The sequence below is a fragment of the Streptomyces sp. 11-1-2 genome (assembly GCF_003595545.1).
GTDB classification, from domain to species: Bacteria; Actinomycetota; Actinomycetes; order Streptomycetales; family Streptomycetaceae; genus Streptomyces; species Streptomyces hygroscopicus_B.
Genome location: NZ_CP022545.1, coordinates 577,885 through 602,015 on the forward strand (window position 1 = coordinate 577,885; position 24,131 = coordinate 602,015).

The 24,131-nt window shown below is 68.6% G+C and carries 20 protein-coding genes; 9 read left to right on the forward strand and 11 right to left on the reverse strand.

Annotation, left to right across the window (positions count from 1 at the left end; genetic code table 11):
- Nucleotides 1-68: 68 nt before the first annotated feature.
- The 7 genes from CGL27_RS02730 to CGL27_RS02760 all read left to right on the forward strand — a co-directional run bounded on the left by CGL27_RS02730 (nucleotide 69) and on the right by CGL27_RS02760 (nucleotide 7,634).
- A complete protein-coding gene (locus CGL27_RS02730; protein WP_119984219.1) occupies nucleotides 69-941 on the forward strand; it encodes an SDR family oxidoreductase in 873 nt (290 codons plus the stop codon).
- On the forward strand, nucleotides 938-3,013 hold the full coding sequence (locus CGL27_RS02735) for an acetate--CoA ligase family protein (RefSeq protein ID WP_119984221.1): 2,076 nt from the start codon (nucleotides 938-940) through the stop codon (nucleotides 3,011-3,013). Before CGL27_RS02730 ends, CGL27_RS02735 begins: the two co-directional genes overlap by 4 nt.
- Nucleotides 3,014-3,125: 112 nt before the next feature.
- Nucleotides 3,126-4,298 carry an acyl-CoA dehydrogenase gene (locus CGL27_RS02740; protein ID WP_119984223.1) on the forward strand — a complete coding sequence of 391 codons (1,173 nt, stop codon included), beginning with the start codon at nucleotides 3,126-3,128 and terminating at the stop codon, nucleotides 4,296-4,298.
- A gap of 133 nt (nucleotides 4,299-4,431) precedes the next feature.
- Nucleotides 4,432-4,809: an enoyl-CoA hydratase-related protein gene (locus CGL27_RS02745; protein WP_240450328.1), complete on the forward strand. Its 378-nt coding sequence runs from the start codon at nucleotides 4,432-4,434 to the stop codon at nucleotides 4,807-4,809.
- Nucleotides 4,733-5,281 carry a cytosine permease gene (locus CGL27_RS02750; RefSeq protein WP_240450329.1) on the forward strand — a complete coding sequence of 183 codons (549 nt, stop codon included), beginning with the start codon at nucleotides 4,733-4,735 and terminating at the stop codon, nucleotides 5,279-5,281. The genes CGL27_RS02745 and CGL27_RS02750 overlap by 77 nt, the downstream gene beginning before the upstream one ends.
- A 226-nt stretch (nucleotides 5,282-5,507) precedes the next feature.
- Nucleotides 5,508-6,695: an ATP-grasp domain-containing protein gene (locus tag CGL27_RS02755; protein ID WP_119984225.1), complete on the forward strand. Its 1,188-nt coding sequence runs from the start codon at nucleotides 5,508-5,510 to the stop codon at nucleotides 6,693-6,695.
- Between the two features lie 81 nt (nucleotides 6,696-6,776).
- Nucleotides 6,777-7,634, forward strand: a complete 858-nt coding sequence (locus tag CGL27_RS02760) for a class I SAM-dependent methyltransferase (RefSeq protein ID WP_119984227.1) — start codon at nucleotides 6,777-6,779, stop codon at nucleotides 7,632-7,634.
- A gap of 43 nt (nucleotides 7,635-7,677) precedes the next feature.
- On the opposite strand, the gene CGL27_RS02765 is transcribed toward CGL27_RS02760, so the two are convergent.
- Complete coding sequence (locus tag CGL27_RS02765) at nucleotides 7,678-8,169, reverse strand: GNAT family N-acetyltransferase (RefSeq protein ID WP_205587604.1); 492 nt, start codon at nucleotides 8,167-8,169, stop codon at nucleotides 7,678-7,680.
- A 278-nt stretch (nucleotides 8,170-8,447) separates the two neighbouring features.
- Here CGL27_RS02765 and CGL27_RS02770 point away from each other — a divergent pair, with 278 nt between their 5' ends.
- Nucleotides 8,448-10,229, forward strand: a complete 1,782-nt coding sequence (locus tag CGL27_RS02770) for a carbamoyltransferase C-terminal domain-containing protein (RefSeq protein ID WP_119984230.1) — start codon at nucleotides 8,448-8,450, stop codon at nucleotides 10,227-10,229.
- Nucleotides 10,230-10,282: 53 nt separating this feature from the next.
- On the opposite strand, the gene CGL27_RS02775 is transcribed toward CGL27_RS02770, so the two are convergent.
- From CGL27_RS02775 to CGL27_RS02810, 8 genes are all read right to left on the reverse strand, one after another.
- A complete protein-coding gene (locus CGL27_RS02775; protein WP_078638294.1) occupies nucleotides 10,283-10,711 on the reverse strand; it encodes a hypothetical protein in 429 nt (142 codons plus the stop codon).
- Nucleotides 10,712-10,742: 31 nt separating this feature from the next.
- Nucleotides 10,743-12,710, reverse strand: coding sequence for an aminotransferase class I/II-fold pyridoxal phosphate-dependent enzyme (locus tag CGL27_RS02780; RefSeq protein WP_119984232.1), 1,968 nt, complete (start codon nucleotides 12,708-12,710; stop codon nucleotides 10,743-10,745).
- A gap of 22 nt (nucleotides 12,711-12,732) precedes the next feature.
- Nucleotides 12,733-13,689 (reverse strand): NAD(P)-dependent oxidoreductase, encoded by a 957-nt coding sequence (locus tag CGL27_RS02785; protein WP_119984234.1) that lies wholly within the window; start codon nucleotides 13,687-13,689, stop codon nucleotides 12,733-12,735.
- Between the two features lie 44 nt (nucleotides 13,690-13,733).
- Entirely contained in the window at nucleotides 13,734-16,472 is a 2,739-nt protein-coding gene (locus tag CGL27_RS02790) for a non-ribosomal peptide synthetase (RefSeq protein ID WP_119984236.1), read from the reverse strand.
- Between the two features lie 255 nt (nucleotides 16,473-16,727).
- Nucleotides 16,728-17,897 carry an ATP-grasp domain-containing protein gene (locus tag CGL27_RS02795; protein WP_119984238.1) on the reverse strand — a complete coding sequence of 390 codons (1,170 nt, stop codon included), beginning with the start codon at nucleotides 17,895-17,897 and terminating at the stop codon, nucleotides 16,728-16,730.
- Nucleotides 17,898-18,279: 382 nt separating this feature from the next.
- On the reverse strand, nucleotides 18,280-19,047 hold the full coding sequence (locus CGL27_RS02800; RefSeq protein ID WP_119984240.1) for an SDR family oxidoreductase: 768 nt from the start codon (nucleotides 19,045-19,047) through the stop codon (nucleotides 18,280-18,282).
- Nucleotides 19,022-20,554, reverse strand: a complete 1,533-nt coding sequence (locus CGL27_RS02805) for an MFS transporter (protein ID WP_119984242.1) — start codon at nucleotides 20,552-20,554, stop codon at nucleotides 19,022-19,024. Before CGL27_RS02805 ends, CGL27_RS02800 begins: the two co-directional genes overlap by 26 nt.
- Nucleotides 20,555-20,632: 78 nt before the next feature.
- A complete protein-coding gene (locus CGL27_RS02810; RefSeq protein WP_119984244.1) occupies nucleotides 20,633-20,902 on the reverse strand; it encodes an Atu4866 domain-containing protein in 270 nt (89 codons plus the stop codon).
- 133 nt (nucleotides 20,903-21,035) lie between these two features.
- Between CGL27_RS02810 and CGL27_RS02815 the strand changes: the two genes are divergently transcribed.
- Complete coding sequence (locus CGL27_RS02815; RefSeq protein ID WP_162952853.1) at nucleotides 21,036-21,887, forward strand: helix-turn-helix transcriptional regulator; 852 nt, start codon at nucleotides 21,036-21,038, stop codon at nucleotides 21,885-21,887.
- Nucleotides 21,888-22,013: 126 nt separating this feature from the next.
- Here the strand turns inward: CGL27_RS02815 and gap are convergent, their stop codons facing one another.
- Both gap and CGL27_RS02825 read right to left on the reverse strand, forming a co-directional pair.
- Nucleotides 22,014-23,012 (reverse strand): type I glyceraldehyde-3-phosphate dehydrogenase, encoded by a 999-nt coding sequence (gene gap / locus CGL27_RS02820; RefSeq protein ID WP_119984246.1) that lies wholly within the window; start codon nucleotides 23,010-23,012, stop codon nucleotides 22,014-22,016.
- A gap of 122 nt (nucleotides 23,013-23,134) precedes the next feature.
- Complete coding sequence (locus tag CGL27_RS02825; RefSeq protein WP_078638302.1) at nucleotides 23,135-24,082, reverse strand: DJ-1/PfpI family protein; 948 nt, start codon at nucleotides 24,080-24,082, stop codon at nucleotides 23,135-23,137.
- Nucleotides 24,083-24,131: the final 49 nt, after the last annotated feature.

Consider the following 24,131-nt stretch of genomic DNA (forward strand, 5'->3'; position numbering starts at 1 on the left):
GTCAGTCTCGGCCGGAGGGCTAACTGACGCATCAGTCAAACCTTTGGCACACCGATCGAGGAGGCTCTGTGCGGACTGATCAACCCGCGCCGCCGGGCAGCGGGCTACGGCCGGATGTCCACACCGGCAAGGTCGCGCTGGTGACCGGCGGAGGCACCGGCATCGGCCGGGCCACCGCACTGGACCTGGCCGCAGGCGGGGCGCGCGTCGTGATCTGCGGGCGCCGCCCGGAGCCCCTGGCGGAGGTGGCCGATGAGGTCGAGGCCCTCGGCGGATCCTGCGTCACGGTGTCCGCGGACATCCGCGAGGAGGGCAGCGTCACCACGGTCGTGGGCCACGCACTCGAGGCGTTCGGCCGTATCGACGTCCTGGTCAACAACGCGGGCGGGCAGTTCTCGGCGCCCGCCGAGGAGATCAGCCCGGGTGGCTGGCGGGCCGTGCACCGGCTCGCCGTCGACGCCACCTGGGCGATGACCCGGGAGGTCGCCCGCCGGGCGATGATTCCGCAGCGCTCCGGCGCCGTGTTCTTCATCGCCTTCTCTCCGCGCCGCGGCATTCCCGGCTTCGCCCATGCCGCCTCCGCGCGGGCCGCGGTGGAGAACCTGGCGGCCGGGCTCAGCCTGGAGTGGAGCCGGTACGGCATCCGCACCGTGTGCGTGGCCCCCGGCACCATCGCCACCGGAGGGCTGGACGACCACTACACCCCAGAGGACCGGGCACGCTGGGAGCGGTCGGTGCCGCTGGGCAGGCTCGGCCGGCCCGAGGACGTCTCCGGCCTCATCTCCTTCCTCGCCTCCCCGCAGGGCTCCTACATCACCGGCACCACCGTCGCGGTCGACGGCGGAGCGGACGCCTGGGGTGCCGGGCACCCCGTACCCGACCTCGCCGCGCCGGAACCCGACCTCACCACGCCGGACTCGTCCCCTAAGGACAACCCATGACCCTCTCCGCCACTGAGCGGCGCGTTCCCGAACGCGACCTCGGACCGCTGTTCTCGCCCAACGCGGTCGCCATCGTCGGAGCCAGCAACGACCAGGCCAAGTGGGGCAACTGGATCAGTGTGCAGGCGCTGCGTATGCGGCAGCGGCGCCCGGTGTACCTGATCAACCGCCGTGGTGAACCGGTGCTCGGCCAGCGCGCCTACCGCTCCATGGCCGAACTCCCCCAGCGCGCCGACCTCGCGGTGATCGCCGTCCCGGCGGCCGGGTTCGAGTCGGCCGTCGAGGACGCGCTCGCCGCCGGGGCGCGCGCCATCGTCGGCATCACCGCGGGCTTCGCGGAACTCGGCACGGAGGGCGAGGCGCGGCAGACGGCGCTGGCCCGGCGGGTGCGCGAGGCGGGTGCCGTGCTGCTGGGCCCCAACTGCCTGGGTGTCCTGGACAGCGGCAGCGAACTGTATCTGTCCTCCAATCCGCTGCCGCCCGGCCCGGTGGGCCTGATCTCGCAGAGCGGCAACATGGCCCTGGAGCTCAGCCGGATCCTGGCCGAACGGGGGCTCGGCTTCTCCCGCTTCGCCTCCCTCGGCAACCAGGCCGACCTCACCGTCGCCGACCTCATCCGGGCGTACACCGTGCACCCGGAGACCAAGCTGATCGCGGTGTACAGCGAGGACTTCGGCGACGGCCGCGACTTCGTGGCGGCGGCTGCCGAGGCCACCACGATGGGCAAGCCCGTGGTACTGCTCACCGTCGGCGCCAGCGAGGCATCCGTACGCGGGGCCAAATCGCACACCGGGGCGCTGGTCAGCGGCAGCTCGGTGATCGACGCGGCCTGCCGGGCCGGCGGGATCGACCGGGTGGCCAGCCCCCGTCAGATGGCCAGCCTGCTGGAGGCGCTGCATCTGTTCGGCGCGGCCCCCGCCCGCAGGGTGGCGGTGCTCGCCGACGGCGGAGGGCATGCCTCGGTCGCCTGTGACCTGGCCGAGCGGTACGGGTTGTCCGTACCCGAGTTCGATGCCGAGCTGTCGCGGCTGCTGCGCGGCCATCTGACGCCGTCGGCGGGGGTGGGCAACCCGGTGGACCTCGCGGGCATGGGTGAGCGGGACGTCACCTCCTTCGCCCGGGTGCTGGGCGATCTGCTCGACGCGCCGGACACCGACTCGGTCCTGATCACCGGCTACTTCGGCGGCTACGGCGAGTACAGCGCCGCCCTGGCCGCCGCCGAGACCGAGACCGCCGCCGAGATGGGCAAGCTGGTGCGCGACCGCTGCAAACCGGTGGCCGTTCACACCATGTATCCCTACAGCGACGCCGCCGAGGAACTGCAGCGACGCGGTGTCCCCGTCTTCCGCGCCATCGAGGAAGCGGCACGCAGCCTCGGGATGCTGGCCCGGCGCACCGCCGCCGACCCCGCGCTGCGGCCCTTGCCCGCCCCGCTGCCGCCGGTGGCGGACGACGGCTACTGGAGCGCACGCGAGCTGATCCGCGCCGCGGGTGTGCGCTTCCCGGCGGCGCGCCCGGTCACGACCGTGGACGAGGCCGTGGAGGCGGCCCGCGAGATCGGCGGCAGGGTCGTGGTCAAGGCGCTCGGCCTGCTGCACAAGTCCGATTCCGGTGGTGTCGCGCTCGGGCTGGAGGGCGATTCGGCGGTCCGCGGTGCCGTCGCCGACATGGCCGAGCGACTGTCTCCGCCGGGGTACTGCGTCGAGGCCATGGCGGATCTGCGCGACGGCGTCGAATTGATCGTCGGTGTCCGGCGCGACCCCCGGTTCGGGCCCGTCACCATGCTCGGCCTCGGCGGGGTCACCACCGAGGTGCTGCGCGACGTGGCCTTCGCGCTCGCCCCGCTCTCCCCCGGGCAGGCCCGTGAGCTCCTGGATCGGCTGCGCTCCGCCGCCCTGCTGCACGGCGTGCGTGGCCGACCCGCCGTCGATCTCGACGCACTCGCCCACACCATCGCCGTCATCACCGAAGTAGCCGCGGCCCACCCGGAGATCGCCGAGCTGGAAGTCAACCCGCTGCTCGCCACTCCGCGCGGATGCCAGGGCCTGGACGCCCGCATCGTCCTGGGCTGACACCACACGGTTGACACCCACCGGCTGACAGCCACCGGCTGACACCCACACGTAAGAGCGCTCGCTCGCGCCACATCAACTCGCTCGCGCCACATCAACAGGAGGAAACACCGTGGAATTCGCCCTCAGCCCCCGTCTGGCCGAACTGAAGCAGCGTGCCGCCAGCCTGACCGGCAAGATCATGCAGTTCGAGGACGAGTGCGAGGCCAACAACGGTCTGCCGCCCGAAGCCCACGCCGTCATCCGCGACGAGGTGCTCGCCCATGGCCTGCAGGCCATCAACATGCCCGCCGACTGGGGCGGCGCGGGCCTCACCATCCTGGAACAGGTCGTCGTCCAGGACGAGTTGGGCAAGCTCACCAACGCCCTGTGGGACGCGGTGTGGCGTCCCGCCAACTGCCTCAGCGCCTGCACTCCCGAGCAGCGCGAGCGCTACCTCGTCCCGGACATCGAGGGCCGCCGCCGCGACGCGGTGGCCATCACCGAGGAACATGCCGGCTCCGACCCCTCCCGCATCCGCACCACGGCCACCCGGGACGGCGACGGCTATGTCCTCAACGGCGAGAAGTGGTTTGTGACGGTCGGCGACGCGGCGGACTTCCTCATCGTCCTCGCCTATGTGCGGCCGGACAACGAGCCGACGATGTTTCTCGTCGACAAGGACACTCCCGGCGTCTCCGTCAAGCGCACCCCCCGCTACACCCACACCTTCGTCTACGAACACCCCGAGTTCCTCTTCCAGGACGCCCGGGTCGGCCAGGACGCCGTCCTCGGCAGGATCGGCGAGGGGTACGACCTGACCCGCGACTGGTTCACCGAGGAGCGGCTGATGATCGCCGCGCGCACCATCGGCGCCGCCGAGCGCGCGCTGCGGCTGGCCGTCGACTGGGCCAAGGAGCGCGAGCAGGGCGGGGATGTACTGATGAACCGTCAGCTCATCCAGGGCATGATCGCCGACTCGGTGACCGAGATCGCCACCAACCGCGCCTTCACCCACCAGGTGGCCTGGGAGTTCGACCAGGGTGGCGACCGCAAGACCCTGCACGCCAAGGCCGCCACCGCCAAGCTCGCCGCCTCCGAGGCGTCCAACCGGATCGTCGACCGCTGTGTGCAGATCTTCGGCGGCCGCGGCTATATGCGGGACATGCCGGTCGAGCGGCTGTGGCGCGAGCTGCGGGTGGACCGGATCTGGGAGGGCACCTCCGAGATCCAGCGGCTGGTCATCGCCAACGAGGTCGGCAAGCGCGGCCTGGACGACCTGCTGTCCTTCACCGCCGGGAGCTGACCGGCGCCATCCGGCGGCAGGGGCCGTACGGCCACGCCCACGGCCCCTGCGCCGACCACCCCATTGTCGCGCCGCCCGCACACCCGGCGCGGCAACGGCCGTCAAGCAGCGAGGCAGGAGAAGCACCAGCGCCATGACCGTCACCGACACAACGCCCGTCACCTCCCCGGAGGCCGGCACCGTGGAGATCGAGCGCACCGGCGAACACCACGACATCGCCGTCCTCACGCTGCGGCGCGAGCGGAAGCTCAACGCGCTCTCCACCCATCTGGAGTCCGTCCTGCTCGACGCCCTGCGCAGCCAGGAGGTGCGCACCAGCCGGGCCGTGGTCGTCACCGGAGTGCCGCGGGCCTTCTCGGCCGGGGCGGACACCGGCGAGCTGCGCGAGATGACCCCCGAGGCGGTGTGGATCGTGGCACTACGGTGGCGCGTGGATGATGCTGGTGGGGGCGGTGGCCGCGGGGCTGTTCCCGAAGCTGGGCCTGGTGGATGCCGTGGTCAGCGCCGGTGACCAGCTGTTGTCCGGCTTCGGTGTGGTGCTGTTGCTGTTGTCGGTGATTCCGCTGTTCACCATCGGCACGCTCAACTGCTACGGCGGCAGTCTCACGCTGCTCTCCAGCATCGACTCGGTGAAGCGGATCCCGCTGACCCTGGGCACCCGCATCGCCACACTGGTGGTCCTCGGCGTGGTCTCCACCGCGCTCGCCTTCAGTGCCGACGATGACTTCCTGACCACCTTCGGGGACTTCCCGATCGTCCTCGGCTACCTCTTCACACCGTGGACCGCGGTCAACCTGATCGACTTCTATGTGGTGCGGCGTGGCCGCTACTCGATCCGTGAGATCTTCAACCCCCGCGGCATCTACGGCCGGTGGAACTGGATCGGGCTGACCGCCTATGGCGTCGGTTTCGTCTCGATACTGCCGTTCGCCGTGATCGGCGACGCCGGTCTCGACCCGGACCACGCCGGGCACCACGCATGACCGGAGCCGAACCAACGATCTCGTGCCATATGCCTCGTTTGATTCTCCGGCGAGAAGAAAAGGAATGGACGATCCATGCCACCCACCACAAAGATTTCCCGTGATCTACATCACAGGCAACATCTCCGCACCTCTGTGAAATGATGCCACCCGTATTGGCATCGGATGACGGTATGGCGCATCACTTCTTCAATGTTTTGGCCAGCCGTAACCGGGGGAGACAAGAATGCCGACGATGATTGTCATCGGACATAGGGATGGTCTGGACCAGGCGCTGCGGCACCGGGGCTTGGACCCCTTCTATATCGTGCAGGCGCCGGCGAACACACCAGAGGGCCGACGCTTCAGGTGTGTCGCTGACATGGAGAACGCCCAGGAGATATTGCGAGCAGTGCTCTCCGCACATCTTGATGACGTAGCGGGAGTACTGACCGTCCATGAATTGGGCGTCTTCGGGGCAGCTTATCTGCGGCAGCAGTTGAGCCTTCCCGGAAACACAGACTCGAAGGCAACTCTCTATTTCCGGGACAAGCACCTGCAGAAGAGCAAGTTGCCGCCGCAGGTCAAGCGAGCGCGCTGCCGATATGTGCCCATCGGCACGTCCTTCACGGATCTTGCCAACGATCTGGGGGACGTCTTCGTGGTCAAGCCGGCTACCGGAGCCGGCGCCCTTCGCACGAGCGTCGTCCGGTCCCCGTACGAGTACGCGCAGGCCGTGAAGCCGTTCTCCGGGCAGTCGGATGTCGAGATCGTCGCCGAGTCCTTCATAGACGCCTCGGAAGTCTACATAGACGGCATCTGGATGAACGGCGATCTCCGATGGTCGTCCATGAGCCGCAACCACATATCACCGCTGAGTGCCGTACAGGGCGGCGTGCTGGCCGCCCACATATTGGACAGAAAGCGGTATTCACCACTGTTCCAGCAAGCGGAGACGCTCGCCAGACAGGCACTCACAAGCCTCGACGCACCGGATTGCGTGTTCCACCTGGAAGCGTTCACGGAAGACTCGGGACTGACTTTCGGTGAATGCGCCATCCGTCTCCCGGGAGCGCTCTCCCCTCAGGTCAATAAGCTGACATTCGGCGTCGATCTCTTCGACGTCGAAATCAGCCTCGCGCTCGGAGAAGAGGTGACCCAGCCGCTGGACAGCAGTGACCCGGATCGATTCTACGGCTACATCCTGCTCCGTCGCCCGAAAAGCGGCAGTCTGACGCAGAGCGATTTCGAACGTCACTTCACGTTCGATGAGATCCAGTATTCTTCGTCACCTGATGCCCCGGTCGGGCCGTATGGCCGTGTTGGACAGGCCATCGTATCCGACCAGGATGAGCTGAAGCTGCAGCGGACGATCGAGGAAATCGTGCGATTCAACGAAGCCGGCAGCGGATATCCCGAGTCCCCGGACGAGTAGTCTCCGACGGTGTCGGCTGAGCGGGAAACGCCGGACGCGTCGCGAGCGGTGAGGGCGCTTCCGGGAAGGAGAGGGAAGATCATGGCAGACGAGCAGGGCAAGACGCCGGACAGCACCGCCGTGCGGGTCGCCCTCTGGCGGGCGATGCATGTCCAGGTCGACCCGCCGCCGCATGTGCTCGACGACGAGATCGGCCTGCGGCTGGCGGCCCCCGACGACGACTGGCGCCGTCGCCCCGACATGGATCCGCACACCACCAGCGGGTTCCGGGCGGCCATTGTGGCCCGCGCCCGTTTCATCGAGGACCTGGTCGCCGAGCAGGCCGATCGCGGCGTCACTCAGTACGTCGCCCTGGGAGCCGGTCTTGACACCTTCGCCCAGCGCAGGCCGGAGATCGCCTCCCGGCTGCAGCTCTTCGAGGTCGACCAGCCCGGCCCCCAGGAGTGGAAGCGCCACCGCCTGGTCGAGCTCGGCTACGGCATCCCCGACTGGCTGCACTTGGTGCCGGTCGACTTCGAAGCGAGCGAGTCCTGGCTGGAGGGGCTGACCGCTGCCGGCTTCGACTCCGACCGGCCGGCGGTCATCGTCTCCACCGGCGTCACCATGTACCTCACCGAAGACGCCACCGCGGCCACCCTGCGTCAGATCGCCGGGCTCGCACCCGGCTCGACGCTCGCCATGACCTTCCTGCTGCCGGCCGAGCTCCTCGACGACGCCGATCGCCCTGGCCTCAAGGCGAGCAAGGACGGTGCGCAAGCGGCCGGAACGCCGTTCGTCAGCTTCTATACCCCGCAGGACATGCTGGCGCTGGCCCGCGCATCCGGCTTCAAGGACGCCCGGCACGTGCCGGGAGCCTCGCTCGCCGAGCGCTACTTCGCCGGTCGCACCGACGGCCTTCGTCCGTCCAGCGGAGAGGACCTGTTGCTGGCCACCACCTGACCTCGCCAACGCCACCCGCTGCTGCACGCGACCGTGGGTGGAATCAGCGCGCCGCAACGAGCTTGTGGCGATAGCGCATACCCGCGCGCCCGGCCACGGTGACGTTCCCCACGACGGTGAATCCATTGCGTTCGAGCACGGTCTTCGAGGCCACGTTGTCAAGGGTGGTGACCGCGGTGAGGGTGGAGAGGCGGTACTCCGTGGCGGCCAGGCGGCACACTTCTTGCACGGCGGCGGTTGCCACCCCACGGCCCGCGGCGCGCTCGCCGATCCGGTAGCCGAGTTCGGCGTCGCCTTCCTCGACGTCCACGAGATTGACGCGGCCGACCAACTCCCCCTGGTCGTCCATGACGACATGGAAGTGACACACACCGGCGTCCTGCTCGGCGAGCCGGGCGCGGTGAAGGGAAGCGAACTCCGCAAAGTACGCGTCCCCGCGGTCGGAGATCGACCGAGCGAAGTACTCGCGGTTCTCGCGTTCGAAGGCCAGCAGGGCAGGCGCGTGGTCTGCCCGGAGCCGTTCCAACCTCAACATGACCCAAAGCATACGTACCCGTGGCCGCGTTCAGCCACGGTCCGGGCGCGCCCGAGGGGCAAACCACGTGGAAACCGGGCCAGTTCCGCCCCTCAGATCCATGAGCGCGCTGTGCGGATATCGAGCCGCGGGACATTCGGTGGGGAATTCTCCCCGGGTGTCGGGCCCGGGGAAAGAAATCCACAATCTGCTTGTGCATCACGCCTATCCCTCAAGTATGCGGGCCCAGTAACCTGTTCTTCCTGACGCTACTGTCGTGCTTGGGAGGCTGAGAGCCAGTGATCGTACTCGGTTACAACGGATTCAGCAGAGGTGCGGAACTTTTCGGGCGTCTCTACGGGGCAACTGGTGTCGGCCGTAATCTCTTGGTGGGTCACGACGCCGCGGCGGCTCTGGTGATCGACGGCGAGTTGGTTGCGGCGGTCGAGGAGGAGCGGCTGAGCCGGGTCAAGAAGACCTCCGATTTTCCGGCGGACGCAATCACGTGGTGTCTGAACTCGGCTGGCGTCGACATCGACCAGGTGGATGTTTTCGCTTTCCCCTGGCGGTTTTCGCCGACCGTGGCCGAGCAGATGATTTCGGAGATATGCGACTCCGACATGCCGGTCACGGCCAAGTTCGACGCTCTGCGCAGCACGGGTGAGCTCTACACCGACATGCTCGGCCGGGACGCGGTGTACAACGACTTCGTCCAGCGCACCGGGCACGAGCTGGATCCCAACAAGCTCACCCTGGTGCCCCATCATCTGGCCCATCTCATGTGCGGCGCCTACCTGGCCGGCGGGGGCGACGCCGCCTTCCTGGTGAGCGACGGCCGGGCGGAGACCCTGTCCGCCGTCATGGGCGAGCTGCGGAACGGTGTGGTCCGCCTGTTCGACGAGAGCGCGGTCCCCATGACCAGCTCGCTCGGGGTGGCGTTCGGGAGGATCACCCGCTACCTGGGGTTCGTACCGAACAACGACGAGTACAAGGTGATGGGCTTGGCCGCGTACGGCCCGCCGCCGCACCACAATCCGCTGCTCGAACGCGTGGTGCGGCTGCACGAGAACGGCTCGTACACCATCTCCATCCCCCGGGACATTGGGGCCTACTATGCGCTGTTCGACAGCCTGTTCGGCGGTGACAGCGAGAAGCGCGAGCAGTTCGACTTCCGTGTGAAGGTCGCAGGGCTGGCACAGCACATGGTCGAGGCCATCACCGCTCATCAGCTGCGGACGCTGACCGCGGCCTCCAGCCTGGACACCCTGCTCTTCGAGGGCGGTCTGGCGCTCAACTGCGTGGCCAATACGAAGATGCTGGAGAGGTCGCCGTTCACCGGTATGGAGGTCAGCTTCGGGGCCAGCGACCCGGGGGTAGCCATGGGCGCGGCCGTGTACGCCGCCGGTCTCAGGAACCGGCCCGCCGACGCGGTCACCACCCCCTACCTGGGGCCTTCGTACGACGAGAGGCAGGTCCTGGACACCCTCGCGGGGTACGCGGACCGCGTCGAGTGGCAGGAGGAGCCCGACGCTGCTTCGGTCGCCGACAGGACGGCGGAGCTGCTGGCCGGGAAGAACGTCGTGGGCTGGTTCCAGGGCCGGGCGGAGTTCGGACCGCGTGCCCTGGGCAACCGCAGCATCCTCGCCAATCCATCCTTCCCCGACATCAAGGACATCATCAATCTCCGGGTGAAACACCGGGAGCCCTTCCGCCCGTTCGCGCCGGTCATCCTCGAATCCGAGGCCCCGCGCGTCTTCGAGATGGGCAAGAAGACCTCATCCCCCTATATGACCTTCGTCTTCCCGGTGCGGAAGGAGTACCAGGAGCGGATCCCCGGCGCCTGTCACGTGGACGGCACGGCACGGGCCCAGACGGTGAACGAGCGGCAGAACCCCGCGCTCGCTCGGCTGTTGCACGCGTTCACCGCGCGGACGGATGTGCCCTGCCTCCTCAACACCTCGTTCAACGTGGCCGGTGAGCCCATCGTCTGCTCGCCGCGGGACGCGTTGGAGTGCTTCCTCGCCACCGAAATCGACTACCTGGTCATCGACCGGTTCGTGGTCACCAAGAAGGAGAGCTGAGCGGCCGGCCCGCGGGACATCCCCTCCCGCGGGCCGACCACCCCTCACGCTATTCAGAGCTGAATGGGCTCGTTCGGTCCACCCTTTGTCTCGATGGTCAGGAACGACAGAACCTCATCGCCGATATTCTTCAGGTCATGAAGGTGGTATCGCCCATCGGGGCAACAAAAATGCCGAGACTGTCCTCGGACATAGGAGATCTCGTGAGTGGTGCCATCGCTTGAGTGCTGGCGGGCCCGGCCGCTTGTGAGCGCTATCCAGAAGTAGTCCAGCACATGCCGATGGACGGGGATCCGCTCTCCCGGCTGAAGAGAGGTCTCCCAGATGCGCAGCGAATCGGTCTCCTTCACCAGCGACTGGCCGATCCAGCCGTTATGGGCGTTGTTGTCGAATTCCTTCCGCAGCTCCGGACTCCAGCGAGCAAAGGCTTCGGCGACTACGGTGCTCGACAGGGTGAGACCGGAGCGAGATTCATTACCCACGAATCGGATCCTTTCGGCTGATCGATGTGGCTCACACGGCGGAGGAGAGTGCGTCGAGCAGGGCGGTGTTCGCACGCCGATCGCCGATGGTGATGCGGCAGGTGTCCGGGATCGCGCGCCCGGTGTCGGCGACGACTATCCCCGCGTCCCGAAGCTGCTCCATGACGCGTTCGTGCTTGTGCAGTCTGACGAACAGGAAGTTGGTCTCCGAGGGGAACACCCGGTCCACCGCCGGGTGTTCGGCGAGCGCCGAGGCCATCCGGTCACGCTCGGCGCGGATGCGCTGAATGCCGTCGAGCACCGGCCGCGAGTTGGTCAGCCGATCCCGCACGGCGTGCTGGGAGGCATTGGTGAACCCGAAGGGCACCTGCACCCGCCGCAGCGCTTCGACGATGCCGGGCTGGGCCAGGGCGATTCCGCACCGCGCGGCGGCGAGGCCCCATGCCTTGGAGAGTGTCCTGAGCACGATGAGGTTGTCGTGTTCTTCGACCAGCCCGGCGTACGAGGGCTTCTCGCTGAACTCGACATAGGCTTCGTCGATCACCACCAGCCCGCGGCCCCCGACCAGCAGGTCGTGTACCTGCTCCGGATCGAGCCTGGTCCCCACGGGGTTGTTGGGATCGCACAGGATGGTCACCCGTGGATCGGCCTCGAGGATGCCCTCGGTGTCGAGCCGGGACAGGTCGTCACCGCACAGCGGCACTTCGACCACGGGCAGGCGCAGGAGGTGGGCGAAGTGGGCATAGAGCGGAAAGGTGGGCGGCATGACGCAGACGCACTCGCCGGGTGACGCCAGCGCCGCCAGGAGCAGCATGACGCCGTCGACCGCGCCGCTGGTGAAGAGCAGGTGATCCGCGCTCAGCGCATCGACCCCGTCGTGGCCGGGCAGCGTCGAGATCGTGGTGAGGTAGGTGTCGGCCAGCTCTGCCGTATCGAGGTGGGGATACTCGGCCGCGGCGCCCAGGAACGGACTGGTGTTGCTGGACAGGTCGATCGTGTCGAACCGCGGCACCTGGCGAAAACGGGCCGGGCCCGGGACCGGTACGCCCGTGACGGGGAGAGCCGCGAACTCCGACACCGCCTGCTCCGCTCCCTCGGCCGCCGGGGCCGCGAGGCCGGGGGCCCGCAGCCAGTGGTCGAGGGGGACGAACAGATCGGCTCCGAGCGGGCGCATGCGGTGGGCATCCCCCCGGCCGAGGTGGACCCACTCCAGGCCGGAGCGCCGGGCGTGGCGGTACAGCTCGTACAAGGTCGCGACGTGGAGGTTGTGCCGCGCGGCGGGATCGTCGTGGTCAATGGCCTGGGTGAGGTAGTAGAGCCCCCGGCCGTTGTGGGATGTGGTGATGAGTCCGGCCTGGACGACGGTCTTCTCGCTACGGCGCACGAGCATCTCCGTGCGGTCCGCCAATGAGCCGTGTGCGAGGGCGTCGAGGGCGTCGGCGTTGTACAGGTTGTCCTGACCGCCGTGGCGCTCCGTCCGGCACCGGTGGAGTTCCACGAAGGCGTCTTTCGCCCAGGGGTTCCCATCGAGCTCGGTCAGCGGGATCCGCTCCCAGGTGACGTCACAGGAGAGCGCGTGGTGGTGGCGGCGCAGATCGTGCAGTTGCCCGGCACCGACGCGGGCCCGCAGGACCTCGTCCACCTCGCCGGGCAACCGGACGACACACTCGCTCTCGGTGGCGAGGGGCACGAGACCTGCCGCCCGCAGCGCGCCGGTGTCGTCACTGCGGCGCACATTCGGCACGAGGATCTGGGCCACGTTCAGCTCATCGGCGCGGCGGGCCAGCTCATCGAGGGTGTGGAGGGCTGGGACGGGGCTGGTCGGGTGGTACGGGGACCCGCCGCCCACCAGGGTGGGGCGCTCGAGCACGGCGGGGTCCAGGGCGGCGAACGCGTCGGCATCCCGGCCTAGTTGGGCCAGGGAGCACACCGGCTCGCGGGACCCGAGGGCAGCGGACAGCACCTGCTGAAGCGCGTCGATATCTGCGGACCTGCGCATGCTCGTTCCCCACTCCTCTTCGTCACTGAGATGTCTCGGCTCCGTGCGCATCGATGTAGTCGTCGACGCGGTCGCGGTACTCCTCGAACAAGTCGGCCACGGTGCGGGCGATACCGGTCTTCCAGCCGACGGAGCAGTCCCCGATCAGGTCGCGGCGGACGCCGTGGTCGAAGGTGGCCGTTTCCCGGCTGTAGTCGCCGCGGTCCAGTTGGACCGGCACTCCGGTGAGCGCGGACATGTACTCCAGCAGATCGGTCATGCCGACCGCCTCGTCACCGCCCCAGTTCACGACCCGCGCGGGCGCCTGCGCCACGCCCCACAACAGCGGTACCTGACGGACGATGTCATCGGTGTGCAGCAGGTCGCAGTAGTTCTGCCCCTCGCGGGGCACCGCGCAGGGCTGCCCCTTGCGCATCTGGTTGAAGAGGATCATGGGCACACCGCCGTGGCCGTACGGGCCGTAGGCGATGTTGAGGCGGGCTATCACGGTCGGCAGAGCGAGTGCTTCGGACAGACCGCGCGCCACTCCTTCGGCGGTGATCTTGGCGACGGGGTACGTCGGCAGCCACGGCGCCGCCCCGCCCAGCGGATCGCTCTCCCGGTACCGATGGGTCCGATCGGCTCGGTTGTAGACCACCCCGGACGAGACGTACAGGAACGCCTCGGCCGCGGAGCAGTGTGTCATCAACCGTGCGGTGCCGACGGCGTTGATGCGCGCGGTTTCCTCGAAGTCCTTGCCGTCGCCCCGGTGCACTGCCGAGTGCAGCACATGGGTGAAGTCGCGCGGCAGGCCCTCCAGATCATCGGTGGCCATGTCCCAGACGGCGGTGTGGGCGCCCCGTTCCTGGAGGGCCTTGCGAGCGCTTTGGTCGCCGAACCGGCCCAGGCACCACACCTCGTTGTCGGTGGCGAGCGATTCGGCGACGGGCCTCGCGACCTGTCCGGTCCCACCGGTGATGAGAATCTTCTTGCCTTGCATGATCGGCGGCTCCTGGTGGTGTCAGCGGTTGCCTTCTGCCCGTCTCAGCCGAGCGCGCGGGCCAGTTCCTGCCGCAAGGTCGCCTGGAAGGTCTGCACATGCTGCGGGCTCATCAGGGTGTAGTGCTCCCCGTCGACCTCGATGTAGGTGTTGGGGTCACGAGTGAACTCGTCCCAGTGGCTGAGCTGGCCCTCCAGCCATTCCTCTTTGGTGCCGCGCAGCGGGGTGCAGTAGAAGACCTTCACCTGGCCGACCGAACCCGACGGTTCGTAGGTACGGCCCAGGTGCACCATGCTCTGCGCGAGGTGCACCCAGGCGGTGAACCGTTCGACGGAGAGGTCCAGTTCGGTCAGGCGCCGCTTGGGCGCGTGGTCGATCAGATAGGCCAGCTGATCGGCCTCGGGCAGCGGCCGGAGGGTGGCGGTCAGCCGCTCGATGTCGGAGGCGTCGATCAGCTCGAGGAACAGCGCCAGGTTGATCGCGCCGTCGGTGAAGGTGATCTCGTTCATGCGGTCGGAGATCCGCGGCGGCAGGTTGAAGACACCCACGAAGCCGACCTGGTCGCCGTCGGCTTCCAATCGCTTGGCGATCTCGAACGCCACCGCCCCGCCGTAGGAGTACCCCGCGACGGCGTACGGGCCGCTGGGCTGCGCCCGCCGGATGGCCTCGACGTAGGTGGAGACCATGTCGGCGAACGACTCGAAGTGGGTCTCGCCCGCCCCGAAGCCACGGGCGCGCAGGGCGTAGAAGGGCCGCTCGCCGGTGAAGTACTTGGCGAGGTTGACGAACACCAGCACCTCCCCCAGGCCGGGGTGGACGCAGAAGAGTGGCGTCCCGTCTCCGGTGACCTGCAGTGGCACCAGCGGATCGTAGGTGGCGTCTCCGGTGGCACCGTGTCCGGCGGTCAGGCGGCCGGCCAGCGCTCGTACGGCCGGGGCCTGCAGGAGCGTGGACATCGGCACATCCTGGATGCCGAACTCGGTCTGAATCTCCAGCTTGAGCCGCAGCACGTCCAGCGAGGTTCCGCCCAGGTCGAAGAAGCTGGCGGTCGACGACACCGTCCTGGTGTCCAGGACGCGTGCGTAGATGGCGGCCAGTGCGGTCTCGACGTCGCCCTCCGGGGCCACGTGGCCGCCGAGGAACCGGGTGCTCACCTCGTCCGACCGACGGGCCGCCTCGTCCAGGCTCCCGTCCTCGACGGCCGCGCGCAGCCGCGACCGCTGGATCTTGCCGAGGTTGCCGCGGGGGATCTCGTCCTCGGCGACGGGGAGGATCAGCTGTGGCCGGAATCCCCAGTGCATCACCGTGGAGCTGCGGATCGCCACGATGGCCCGGTACACCGCGGTCTCGTCAGCGGTGCCGCCCGCCGGGACGAACGCGATGGCGAGCTGTTCGGTGTCGGCCCCCTCGGGGCGTATCGGGAACGCGGCGACCTGTCCGCGCTTCACCCCGTCCAGCTCGTCCAGGACCGCTTCCAGGTCGTGGCTGTAGTAGTTGACGCCGCTGACGATGATGGAGTCCTTGGTGCGGCCGACCAGCATCAATCGGCCCTCGGAGTCGAGGTGGCCCAGGTCTCCGGTGCGGAACCAGCCATCGGGGGTGAACGCCTGTGCGGTGGCCCGGTCGTTGCCGAAGTAGCCGTCGGAGACCATCGGGCCGTGCAGCTGCACCTCCCCCGGCTCGGCCGATCCGGGCTGGTCGGTGGCGGCCAGCACCTTGCCGTCGTCGTCGGTGATGCGAATCCGCAGGCCCCGCACCGGGCTGCCCAGCGGGGGGAACTCCGTCTCCAGGTCACGGGTGGCGAAGTCGCGGTTGAACACGCTGCCCGCGCAGGTCTCGGTCATTCCGAACGCGGGCACGATCACATCTCCGCGCAACCCGTAGCGGGAGAGCGTGTCCAGGAACGCCCGTACGGTGGCGGTCACGGTGGCCTCACCGCCGGAGATGATGTGCCGTATGTGTGACAGGTCCACCTCCTGCCGCGAGGCGGGCCGCCCGGCGAGGGCCTGGTTGATCTGCCCGAACAGGAAGTTGGGGGTGAACGTCACTCGCACCCGATGAGCCGTGAGCAGCCGGAGGAACTCCACGGGGTCCGCCAGCACCGTGGCCGGCGTCGTCATGACCTGGCCGGCGCCGTTGAACATCGGCAGCAGATGCGCCTCGATGGCGGCGATGTGATCGACCGAGATCCAGTTCAACGAGGTGTCGTCGGGCCCGAGTTCCAGCGCTCCCGCCTTACCGGACTGGGCCGCCAGCAGGTTGGCGTGGGTGAGTCTGACCGCCTTGCTCGACCCGGTGGACCCGGAGGTGAGCATCAGCAGGGCGAGATCGTCCGGCGCGGCCACATGGTGCTGATCGGGCTCGGCCACGGCATGACTCAGCTCCTCGACCGTCACGCTCCGCAGCCCCACGTCGGGCAGGTCTCCGTGGGCCGTCTTGGACATGACCACCAACGGGTCGCCCAGGAGCGTGCGCAGGTGCTCCAGTTGAGCGTGCCACCGGGAAGGGTCGGCCGGCGGTGCGATCGGACACGGCACGGCACCGGCGAGTACGCACCCCCAGAAGGCGCGGAAGAAGGGTTCCGGATCGTTGGCGGCGATGAGTACCCGGTCACCCGGGGCGGTGCCGCGGTCGCGCAGCCCCTGCGCAATCCGGCAGGCGCACTCCCGCAACTCCGCGTAGGAAAGGAAGGGGCCGCCGATGAATACAACGCCTCGAGTCGTGTCGGATGCCGCGCGCTCGAGCAGCTGCGGGAGTGTCGAGGCATGACGTTGATCCGGCATGGGGGAAGTCCTCCGATCAGAAGGGACGGAAAACCATGGCGAGCGGAGCTTGGGGCGCGTCGCGCCGCGGAAAGGCGATCGGGGTCGGGTTCGCACATTGACGCCGACGGGGGTGCGGATCCTGGGCGGGGCACGGTTGAATGCGGCCAGGGGCGGGCGGAGCTCGGCGCCCGCGGCACGCGTGATCGAGACGATGCGATTCCGTTGGTGCCGGGGTATCCCCGGCCGGTGGCTCGGTCCGGACTGGCCGGAAGGTCAGATGGAGCCAACCTCGTTGAATCGCACGATGTCCTCGATGGCCTTCTGCAGTTTCAGCTCATCCGGGTCGGATAAGATGGCCTGTCCCACGCGGCCATACGGCCCGATCGGCGCATCGGGTGATGAATCGTAATCGATCTCATCGAAAAGGAAGTTGCGCTCGAAATCCCTTTGGGTCAAATTGCAGCCGTCGGGCCGGCGCAGCAGAATGTAGCCGTAGAAGCGCTTCGGAGCGCCGTGGCCCCGCAGGGCTTCAATCGCCCCGCCCCCCAGCGCGAGACTGATTTCGACGTCAAAGAGATCGACGCCGAAGGTCAACTTATTGACCTGAGGGGACAGCGCCCCCGGGAGGCGGATGGCACACTCGCCGAAGGTCAGCCCCGCTTCTTCCATGAACGCTTCCAGATGGAATACGCAATCAGGTGCGTTCAGGCTGGTGAGTGCTTCCCTCGCGAGCGTCTCCGCCTGCTGGAACAATGGCGAATTCCGCCTTCTGTCCAGTACGTACGCGGACAGGATCCCGCCCTGTGCGGCCGTGAGCGGCGAGGTGTGGTAGCTGCTCATGGACGACCATTGGAGGTCTCCGTTCTCCCAGACGCCGTCGAGGTAGACCTCGGGCGCGCCCACGAAGGACTCGGCGACGATCTCGACATCCGACTGACCGGAGAACAGCGTCAGGGCCTGTGCATACTCCTCCGGAGAACGGACGATGTTCGTACGGAGAGCGCCGGCTCCGGTCGCCGGCTTGACCACGAAGACATCTCCCAGGTCATTGGCGAGGTCGGTGAACGACGTACCTATGGACACATGCCGGCAGCGCGCCCGCTTCACCCGAGACGGTAGCTTGCTCTTCTGGAGATACTTGTCCCGGAAGTAGAGGGCCGTCTTTGAATCCGTGTTCCCGGGAAGGTTCAGCTGCTGCCGCAGATAGGTTGCCCCGAAGACGCCCATTTCATGGACACTCAGCACCCCCGCCACATCGTCAATGCGCGCGGAGAGCACCGCCCGGAGTATCTCCTGGGCGTTCTCCATGTCGGCGACCCGAATGGACCTCCGACCCTTCGGCGGGCTCGCGGGTGCCTGGACGATATAGAAGGGGTCCATGTCTCGGCGCCGCAGTGCCTGATCGAGATCGTCTCTGTATCCGATAACAATCATCGTTGGCATTGGCGCCTCCCCGTTACGGCTAGCCAAAACTTGAAGAAGTCATTTGCCGTACTGCCACCCGATGTGGATTCGGGTGGCCCCGTGGATCGGTGTTGTCTCGCGATGAGCTACTTCGTCGAGGCCAGCACCGGTGCATCGTTTCACAGAGATACGAAAATGTGATCCATTGTGGATGAGCTTGTGATGCAAGTCACAAGTTGCGCAATGGAGTTGAAATGGAATTGCTCATTCCATTCGTGTTGGCGGAGCGCATTCACCATGCCGGTCATGCCCCATATAGCACTACATAGAGAAATTGGACCGGCCGGACGGTCCCCGCAATGGCAGGTGGGCGCTTACGCCGCTGCCGCTGCGTAAAACGCCCACTGTGCGGGTCCGCCGCTCAGATCGCGGTGAAGCCGCCGTCCGCCGCGACCACGGCACCCGTGATGAAGCTGGAGCGGGGCGAGATGAGGAAGCAGAGCACTTCGGCGATCTCCTCGGGCTGGGCCACCCGGCCGAGCGGCTGGGCGTCGGCGAAGGATGCCAGGTACGCACGGCTGTCGGACCGGAACGTGTCGAGGAAGTCCGTCTCGATGACTCCCGCGGCCACGATGTTCGCCCGGATGCCCAGCGGCCCGCCTTCGACGGCGAGGACCTTGGTCAGCTGAGCCAGGGCACCTTTGGAGGCGCTGTACGCGGCGCCCTGGGGCAGTGCGACGGTGCATGTGTAGGAACCCGTGCTCACGATGGCTCCACCACCGCCTTCCCTCATCACCCGGAACGCCTCACGGGAGACGAGGAAGGATCCCCGGGCGTTGACCGCCATCACGGTGTCCCAGTCCTCTGCCGTCGTCTCCGTGATCGGCTTGTTGAGGGTGCGCCCGGCGTTGTTGACCAGGATGTCCAGGCCGCCGAAGGCATCGACGGCTGCCCGTACCGCGCGGTGGACGGTCGCCTCTTCCGTGATGTCGCCGGCCAAGGGGTGAACACCCGGGAAGTCCGAGGCCAGTTCCGTCACCTCGTGGCGCTGGTCGACGGCGACGATCCGTGCGCCGCGGCTGTGCAGAAGCCGGACGGTCTCCTTGCCGACGCCGCGTGCCGCCCCTGTGACCAGGGCGGTCTTGCCCGTGAACTCCCGGGAATCAGCGGGATGAGTGGGTGTCGTCATGGTGCTGTCCTTCTTCGGTGCCACCGCGGGAAGCGTCGGTGGTGGGCAGGGTGGGGTGCGCTGGGGCGTTGCGGATGAGCGTGGTGGCGGCCAGACCCGCGAGGACGCCGCCGACGATGACCGCGATGGCCGGGACGTATCCGGCCAGCGGATCCGTGCCGTTCGCCCGCTGACCGGCGTCGGCCACCGCGGTGACGACGGCCAGCACGACGGCACCGCCGATCTGCATGGAGGTGTTGAGCAGCGCCCCGGCGAGGCCCTGGTCCCGGTCGGGTACACCGGTGACGGCGCTCATGTTCAGGGCGGGGAACGTGGCGGCGGTGCCGAGGCCGTTGAGGACCATGACGGGCAGGACCACGGAGACGAAGGAGGAGTCGGGTCCGAACCGGAAGAACATCGCGTACGACGCGGCCAGCAGCAGCATCCCGGCCGCGATCATGCGGTGGGCGCCGAACCGGGCCGCGAGACGCCCCGCGAAGGGCGCCACCGCGCCGTTGACCAGGCCGAGGGGGACAAAGGCACCGGCCGTCTCCAGGGGCGTCCAGCCCAGCACGTTCTGCAGATAGAGGGTGGCGAGGAACGCGAAGGAGGTGTACGCGCCCCACATCGCGAAGATCGTCAAGTTGGCGCCCACGCTCTGGCGGCGGGTGAGGAAGGACAGGGGCACCAGGGGCGTGCCGGCCCTGGCCTCGATGCGCACGAATAGAGCGAGCAGGATGGCTGTCGCCGCGAACAGGGCGATGGTGCGCACCGAGGTCCAGCCGTGCTCCGGCGCCTGTGCGATGGCGTAGACACACAGGAGAAGCCCGCCGGTGACGGTCAGCGCCCCGGCGACATCGACTCCGCCCCGCCCGGCCGGCGGCGGGTCCGCCGGCAGCAGACGGCTTCCCGCGATGAGCGCGGCCACGGCGATGGGCACCGGCAGCGCGAACACCAGCCGCCAGGAGACCTCGGTGAGCACACCGCCGAGCACCAGGCCGCCGACGAATCCGCAGGCGCCCGCGGTGGCGTACCAGCCCAGGGCTCTGCCGCGCTCGGGGCCCTCCGGCCAGTTGGTGGTGATCAAGGACAGTGCCGCCGGGGCGAGGAACCCGGCGGCCACGCCCTTGACCAGCCGGGCCACGATGAGCAGCCCGCCACTGGGAGCGACCGCCCCCGCCACGCTGACCACCGCGAACACACCGACGGCCGCCAGGAAGGTACGCCGGCGGCCGAGCAGGTCGGCCGCCCTGCCGCCCAGCAGCAGGAAACCGCCGTAGCCGAGGGCGTACGCGGACATCACCCACTGCAGGGACGTCGGTGACATGCCCAGGTCGTCCTGGATGGCGGGCAGGGCGACGCCCACGTCGGACAGGTCGATGGCGTCCATGAAGTGGGCGGCGCACAGGGTCAGCAGGGCGAGCGCGCCGGGCGTCGCACCGGCGGGCCCGGCGGGCCGGGGACCGGTCCGGCCTTCACCGGCCGGTGGGTCCTGTGCTGAGAGGGGGCCGCTGGCCTCCTGCGTCATGCTCTTGCTCTCTCTTTCGATGGGGGTCGCCCGAGCCGGGCTCGGTGTCTGTCGTTCGAGGTCCGTGGTTCGGGTCCGTCAGGAGCCGGGCCGCTCGCGGTACAGCACCAGGTGCTCGTGGTAGAGCACGCCGTCGCGTACGTCACCCGTCGCGGTGAAGCCCGTGTCGTCGACGTAGTCGATATGGCTGCCCGTGACGGAGTAGCGGCCGGTGTACGCGCTGGCACGCCTGCCACGCGCCTCGTCGTAGCGGCCGTCCGCACGCAGCTCCTGACGGATGTGGCCGTCTGCGGTGACCCACATGCCGACGACGTCGATGTCCGGGGCGTCCGCCGAATCCGCGGTCATGGCAAACCTCTCGTTGGTGGGGGTTGTCCTGCGCCACCGAGTCTGGGCAGTGCCCCACAGGTCAACCAGGACGCGTTCTGCCTGGGTGCGGCACACCCAGGCACCTGGTCCAGGCGCCACGTAGCCTGAGGTCATGGCTGACAACGACCTGGGAGATTTCCTGCGAAGCGGCAGGTCGGGGCTACGGCCCGAAGAGGTGGGGATGGCAAGCTACGGCACCCGCCGCGTTCCCGGGCTGCGCCGCGAGGAGGTCGCGGTGCTCGCCGGCATCAACGCCGACTACTACACCCGGCTGGAACAAGGCCGGGAGCGCCACCCCTCCGCGCAGGTTCTCGACGCGCTCAGCCGTGCGCTGCGCCTCGACGGCGACACCCGGGGCCATCTGCACCGGCTGGCCGGCACGGTGCCCGACGACCCCGCCGTCCGTGTGCCCGACCAGGTCAGCCCCGGGTTGCGGCAACTGATGGACGGCTACCCCCACACGCCTGCCCTCGTGCTCAACCGGACTCTGGACGTCCTCGCCACCAACGCGCTGGCCGACGGCCTCTACTCACCGTTCCGTCCGGCGGACAACCTGGCTCGCATGGCCTTCGCGGACCCCGCGGGCCGCACCTTCTATCAGGACTGGGACCGGGCGGCCCAGGCCACCGTGGCGAATCTGCGCCAGGCGGCGGGCTACGAGCCGGACAACCCGCGCCTGCTCGGGCTCGTGGACACTCTCAGCGAGAACAGCGCGGACTTCGCCCGGCTGTGGGGCAGCCACACCGTGCGCGGCAAGACCCAGGAGGCCAAGCGGTTCCAGCACCCCGACGTCGGTCCCCTCACCCTCAGCTACCAGGCATTCGACGTGCGAGAGGCCCCGGGCCAGCAACTCGTCATCTACCACGCGGAGCCCGGCGGCAGCAGCGCGGAAGCCCTGCGTCTGCTCGGCTCCATCCACGCGACACGCACCCGGCCCTCCCCGCGCGGCGCGGACCGTACCTGACCCATGCGGCGCGGACCGTGCCTGACCCGCACGGCGCGGACCGTACCTGAACGCGTGGCCGGGCACACGCCGCAATGGTGAGGGGCCGGTCGATGCCGGCCCCTCACGGTCAGTCAGTCCACGGGTTCAGTCGCGCGCGAGCAGTTCGAGCGTGTCGATGACGCGGTTCGAGAAGCCCCACTCGTTGTCGTACCAGGCCACCACCTTGATGTGCTTGCCCTCGACACGGGTGAGGGCGGCGTCGAAGATCGACGATGCCGGGCGGCGTGTGATGTCGCTGGAGACGAGCGGCTCGTCGGAGTACTCGAGGATGCCCTTGAGCTTGCCGTCGGCGGCGGCGCGGTAGGCCGCGAGCACCTCGTCGCGGCTGACCTCCCGTGAGACCGCGGTGTTCAGCTCCACGATCGAACCCACCGGGACCGGCACCCGGATCGAGTCGCCCGACAGCTTGCCGTCGAGGTTCGGCAGCACCAGACCGATGGCCTTGGCGGCCCCGGTGGTGGTGGGCACGATGTTCACCCCGGCGGCGCGGGCGCGGCGCAGGTCGCGGTGGGGGCCGTCCTGGAGGTTCTGCTCCTGGGTGTAGGCGTGCACCGTGGTCATGAAGCCGTGCTCGATACCGGCCAGGTCGTCCAGTACGGACGCCAGCGGAGCCAGTGCGTTCGTGGTGCACGAGGCGTTCGAGATGATCACGTGCTCGGCGGGGTCGTAGGCATCGGTGTTCACGCCGTAGGCGAGCGTGACATCGGCGCCGGCGGACGGGGCGCTCACCAGCACTCGTTGGGCGCCGGCACGCAGGTGTGCGCGGGCGGCATCCGCCGCGGTGAAGCGGCCGGTGGACTCGAGGACGATGCCCACGCCGAGCTCGGCCCACGGCAAGTTGGCGGGCTCGCGCTCGGCGAGCACCTTGATGCGGCGGCCGTCGACCACGAGGTCGGTCCCGTCGACCTCGACGGAGCGGCCGAGGGGGCCGAGCGCGCTGTCGTACTTGAGCAGGTGCGCGAGGGACTCGGGGGCCGTGAGGTCGTTGATGGCGACCACTTCGAGATCGCTGTCGCGCTCGAGCAGGGCGCGGAGGGTGTTGCGTCCGATGCGGCCGAATCCATTGACGGCGATGCGGGTCATGGAGGTTCCTTTCGTTCCGCCCCCATCGTCGGCATCCGGATCCCGGGCCGACAGCGGCCTGAACGCCACTGTGCGCAAGGATCCCGCCAGCCCTCGATATGCACGCACGCCGCTCGGGAAGCTCAGGCCGAGAAGGTGTGGCGGTACTCCGTCGGGGAGGTGCCGAGAATGCGGTGGAAGTGCAGACGCAGGTTCGCGCCGGTGCCGAGGCCGACTCGGTCGGCGATCTGCTCCACGCCCAGATCGGTGCGTTCGAGCAGCTCGCGTGCCAGGTCCACCCGCGCCCTGAGCACCCACTGCATCGGCGTGTAGCCGGTGTCCTCCACGAACCGCCGCGAGAAGGTGCGCGCCGACACCCGCGCGTTGCGGGCGAGCGCTTCGAGGGTCAGCGGTTCGGCGAGGTGCGCCAGGGCCCACTCCCGTGTGCCCGCGAACAGGTCGCCGAGCGGCTCGGGCACACTCCGGGGGACGTACTGTGCCTGCCCACCGCTGCGATACGGCGCCGCCACCAGCCGTCTGGCCACGTGGTTGGAGAGCCCGACGCCGAGGTCGCGCCGTACCAGGTGCAGGCACAGGTCGATGCCGGATGCGGCGCCCGCCGAGGTGAGCACATCGCCCTCGTCCACGAACAGCACGTTCTCGTCCACCCGCACCAGCGGATGTCTCTCGGCGAGAGCCTTGGTGTAGTGCCAGTGGGTCGTCGCCCGCTTGCCGTCGAGCAGGCCCGTCGCGGCCAGCGCGAACGCCCCGGTCGAGATGGCCGCGAGCCGGGTCCCGCGCTCGTGGGCGGCCATGAGCGCGCTGACGACCGCTGTCGACGGTTCCGTGGTCGCCGGCTCCCGGTAGCCGGGGATGAAGACGGTGTCGGCGTGCTCGAACGCCTCGAGCCCCTCGGCCACGTGATACGAGAGGCCGTCGCCGCCGGTCACCAGTCCGGGCGCGGCCCCGCACACCCGTACCTCGTAGGGCATGCTCGGCCGGTTGGAGAACACCTGCGCGGGGATGCCGACGTCGAGTGGCTTGGCGCCCTCGAGTACGAGCACGGCGACATGGTGGTTCTTCCGGCTCATCGGGCTCCTTCGGCTCTCCCGCGATCGAACGGGCCTGCGCTCACACCCG

Excerpts from the sequence above, each read along its gene's own strand:
- CGL27_RS02735 (WP_119984221.1), top strand. The coding sequence starts at position 938 with ATGACCCTCTCCGCCACTGAGCGGCGCGTTCCCGAACGCGACCTCGGA.
- CGL27_RS02745 (WP_240450328.1), top strand. The coding sequence starts at position 4,432 with ATGACCGTCACCGACACAACGCCCGTCACCTCCCCGGAGGCCGGCACC.
- CGL27_RS02750 (WP_240450329.1), top strand. The coding sequence starts at position 4,733 with ATGATGCTGGTGGGGGCGGTGGCCGCGGGGCTGTTCCCGAAGCTGGGC.
- CGL27_RS02755 (WP_119984225.1), top strand. The coding sequence starts at position 5,508 with ATGCCGACGATGATTGTCATCGGACATAGGGATGGTCTGGACCAGGCG.
- CGL27_RS02760 (WP_119984227.1), top strand. The coding sequence starts at position 6,777 with ATGGCAGACGAGCAGGGCAAGACGCCGGACAGCACCGCCGTGCGGGTC.
- CGL27_RS02765 (WP_205587604.1), bottom strand. The coding sequence starts at position 8,169 with ATGTTGAGGTTGGAACGGCTCCGGGCAGACCACGCGCCTGCCCTGCTG.
- CGL27_RS02780 (WP_119984232.1), bottom strand. The coding sequence starts at position 12,710 with ATGCGCAGGTCCGCAGATATCGACGCGCTTCAGCAGGTGCTGTCCGCT.
- CGL27_RS02785 (WP_119984234.1), bottom strand. The coding sequence starts at position 13,689 with ATGCAAGGCAAGAAGATTCTCATCACCGGTGGGACCGGACAGGTCGCG.
- CGL27_RS02790 (WP_119984236.1), bottom strand. The coding sequence starts at position 16,472 with ATGCCGGATCAACGTCATGCCTCGACACTCCCGCAGCTGCTCGAGCGC.
- CGL27_RS02795 (WP_119984238.1), bottom strand. The coding sequence starts at position 17,897 with ATGCCAACGATGATTGTTATCGGATACAGAGACGATCTCGATCAGGCA.
- CGL27_RS02800 (WP_119984240.1), bottom strand. The coding sequence starts at position 19,047 with ATGACGACACCCACTCATCCCGCTGATTCCCGGGAGTTCACGGGCAAG.
- CGL27_RS02805 (WP_119984242.1), bottom strand. The coding sequence starts at position 20,554 with ATGACGCAGGAGGCCAGCGGCCCCCTCTCAGCACAGGACCCACCGGCC.
- CGL27_RS02810 (WP_119984244.1), bottom strand. The coding sequence starts at position 20,902 with ATGACCGCGGATTCGGCGGACGCCCCGGACATCGACGTCGTCGGCATG.
- CGL27_RS02815 (WP_162952853.1), top strand. The coding sequence starts at position 21,036 with ATGGCTGACAACGACCTGGGAGATTTCCTGCGAAGCGGCAGGTCGGGG.
- gap (WP_119984246.1), bottom strand. The coding sequence starts at position 23,012 with ATGACCCGCATCGCCGTCAATGGATTCGGCCGCATCGGACGCAACACC.
- CGL27_RS02825 (WP_078638302.1), bottom strand. The coding sequence starts at position 24,082 with ATGAGCCGGAAGAACCACCATGTCGCCGTGCTCGTACTCGAGGGCGCC.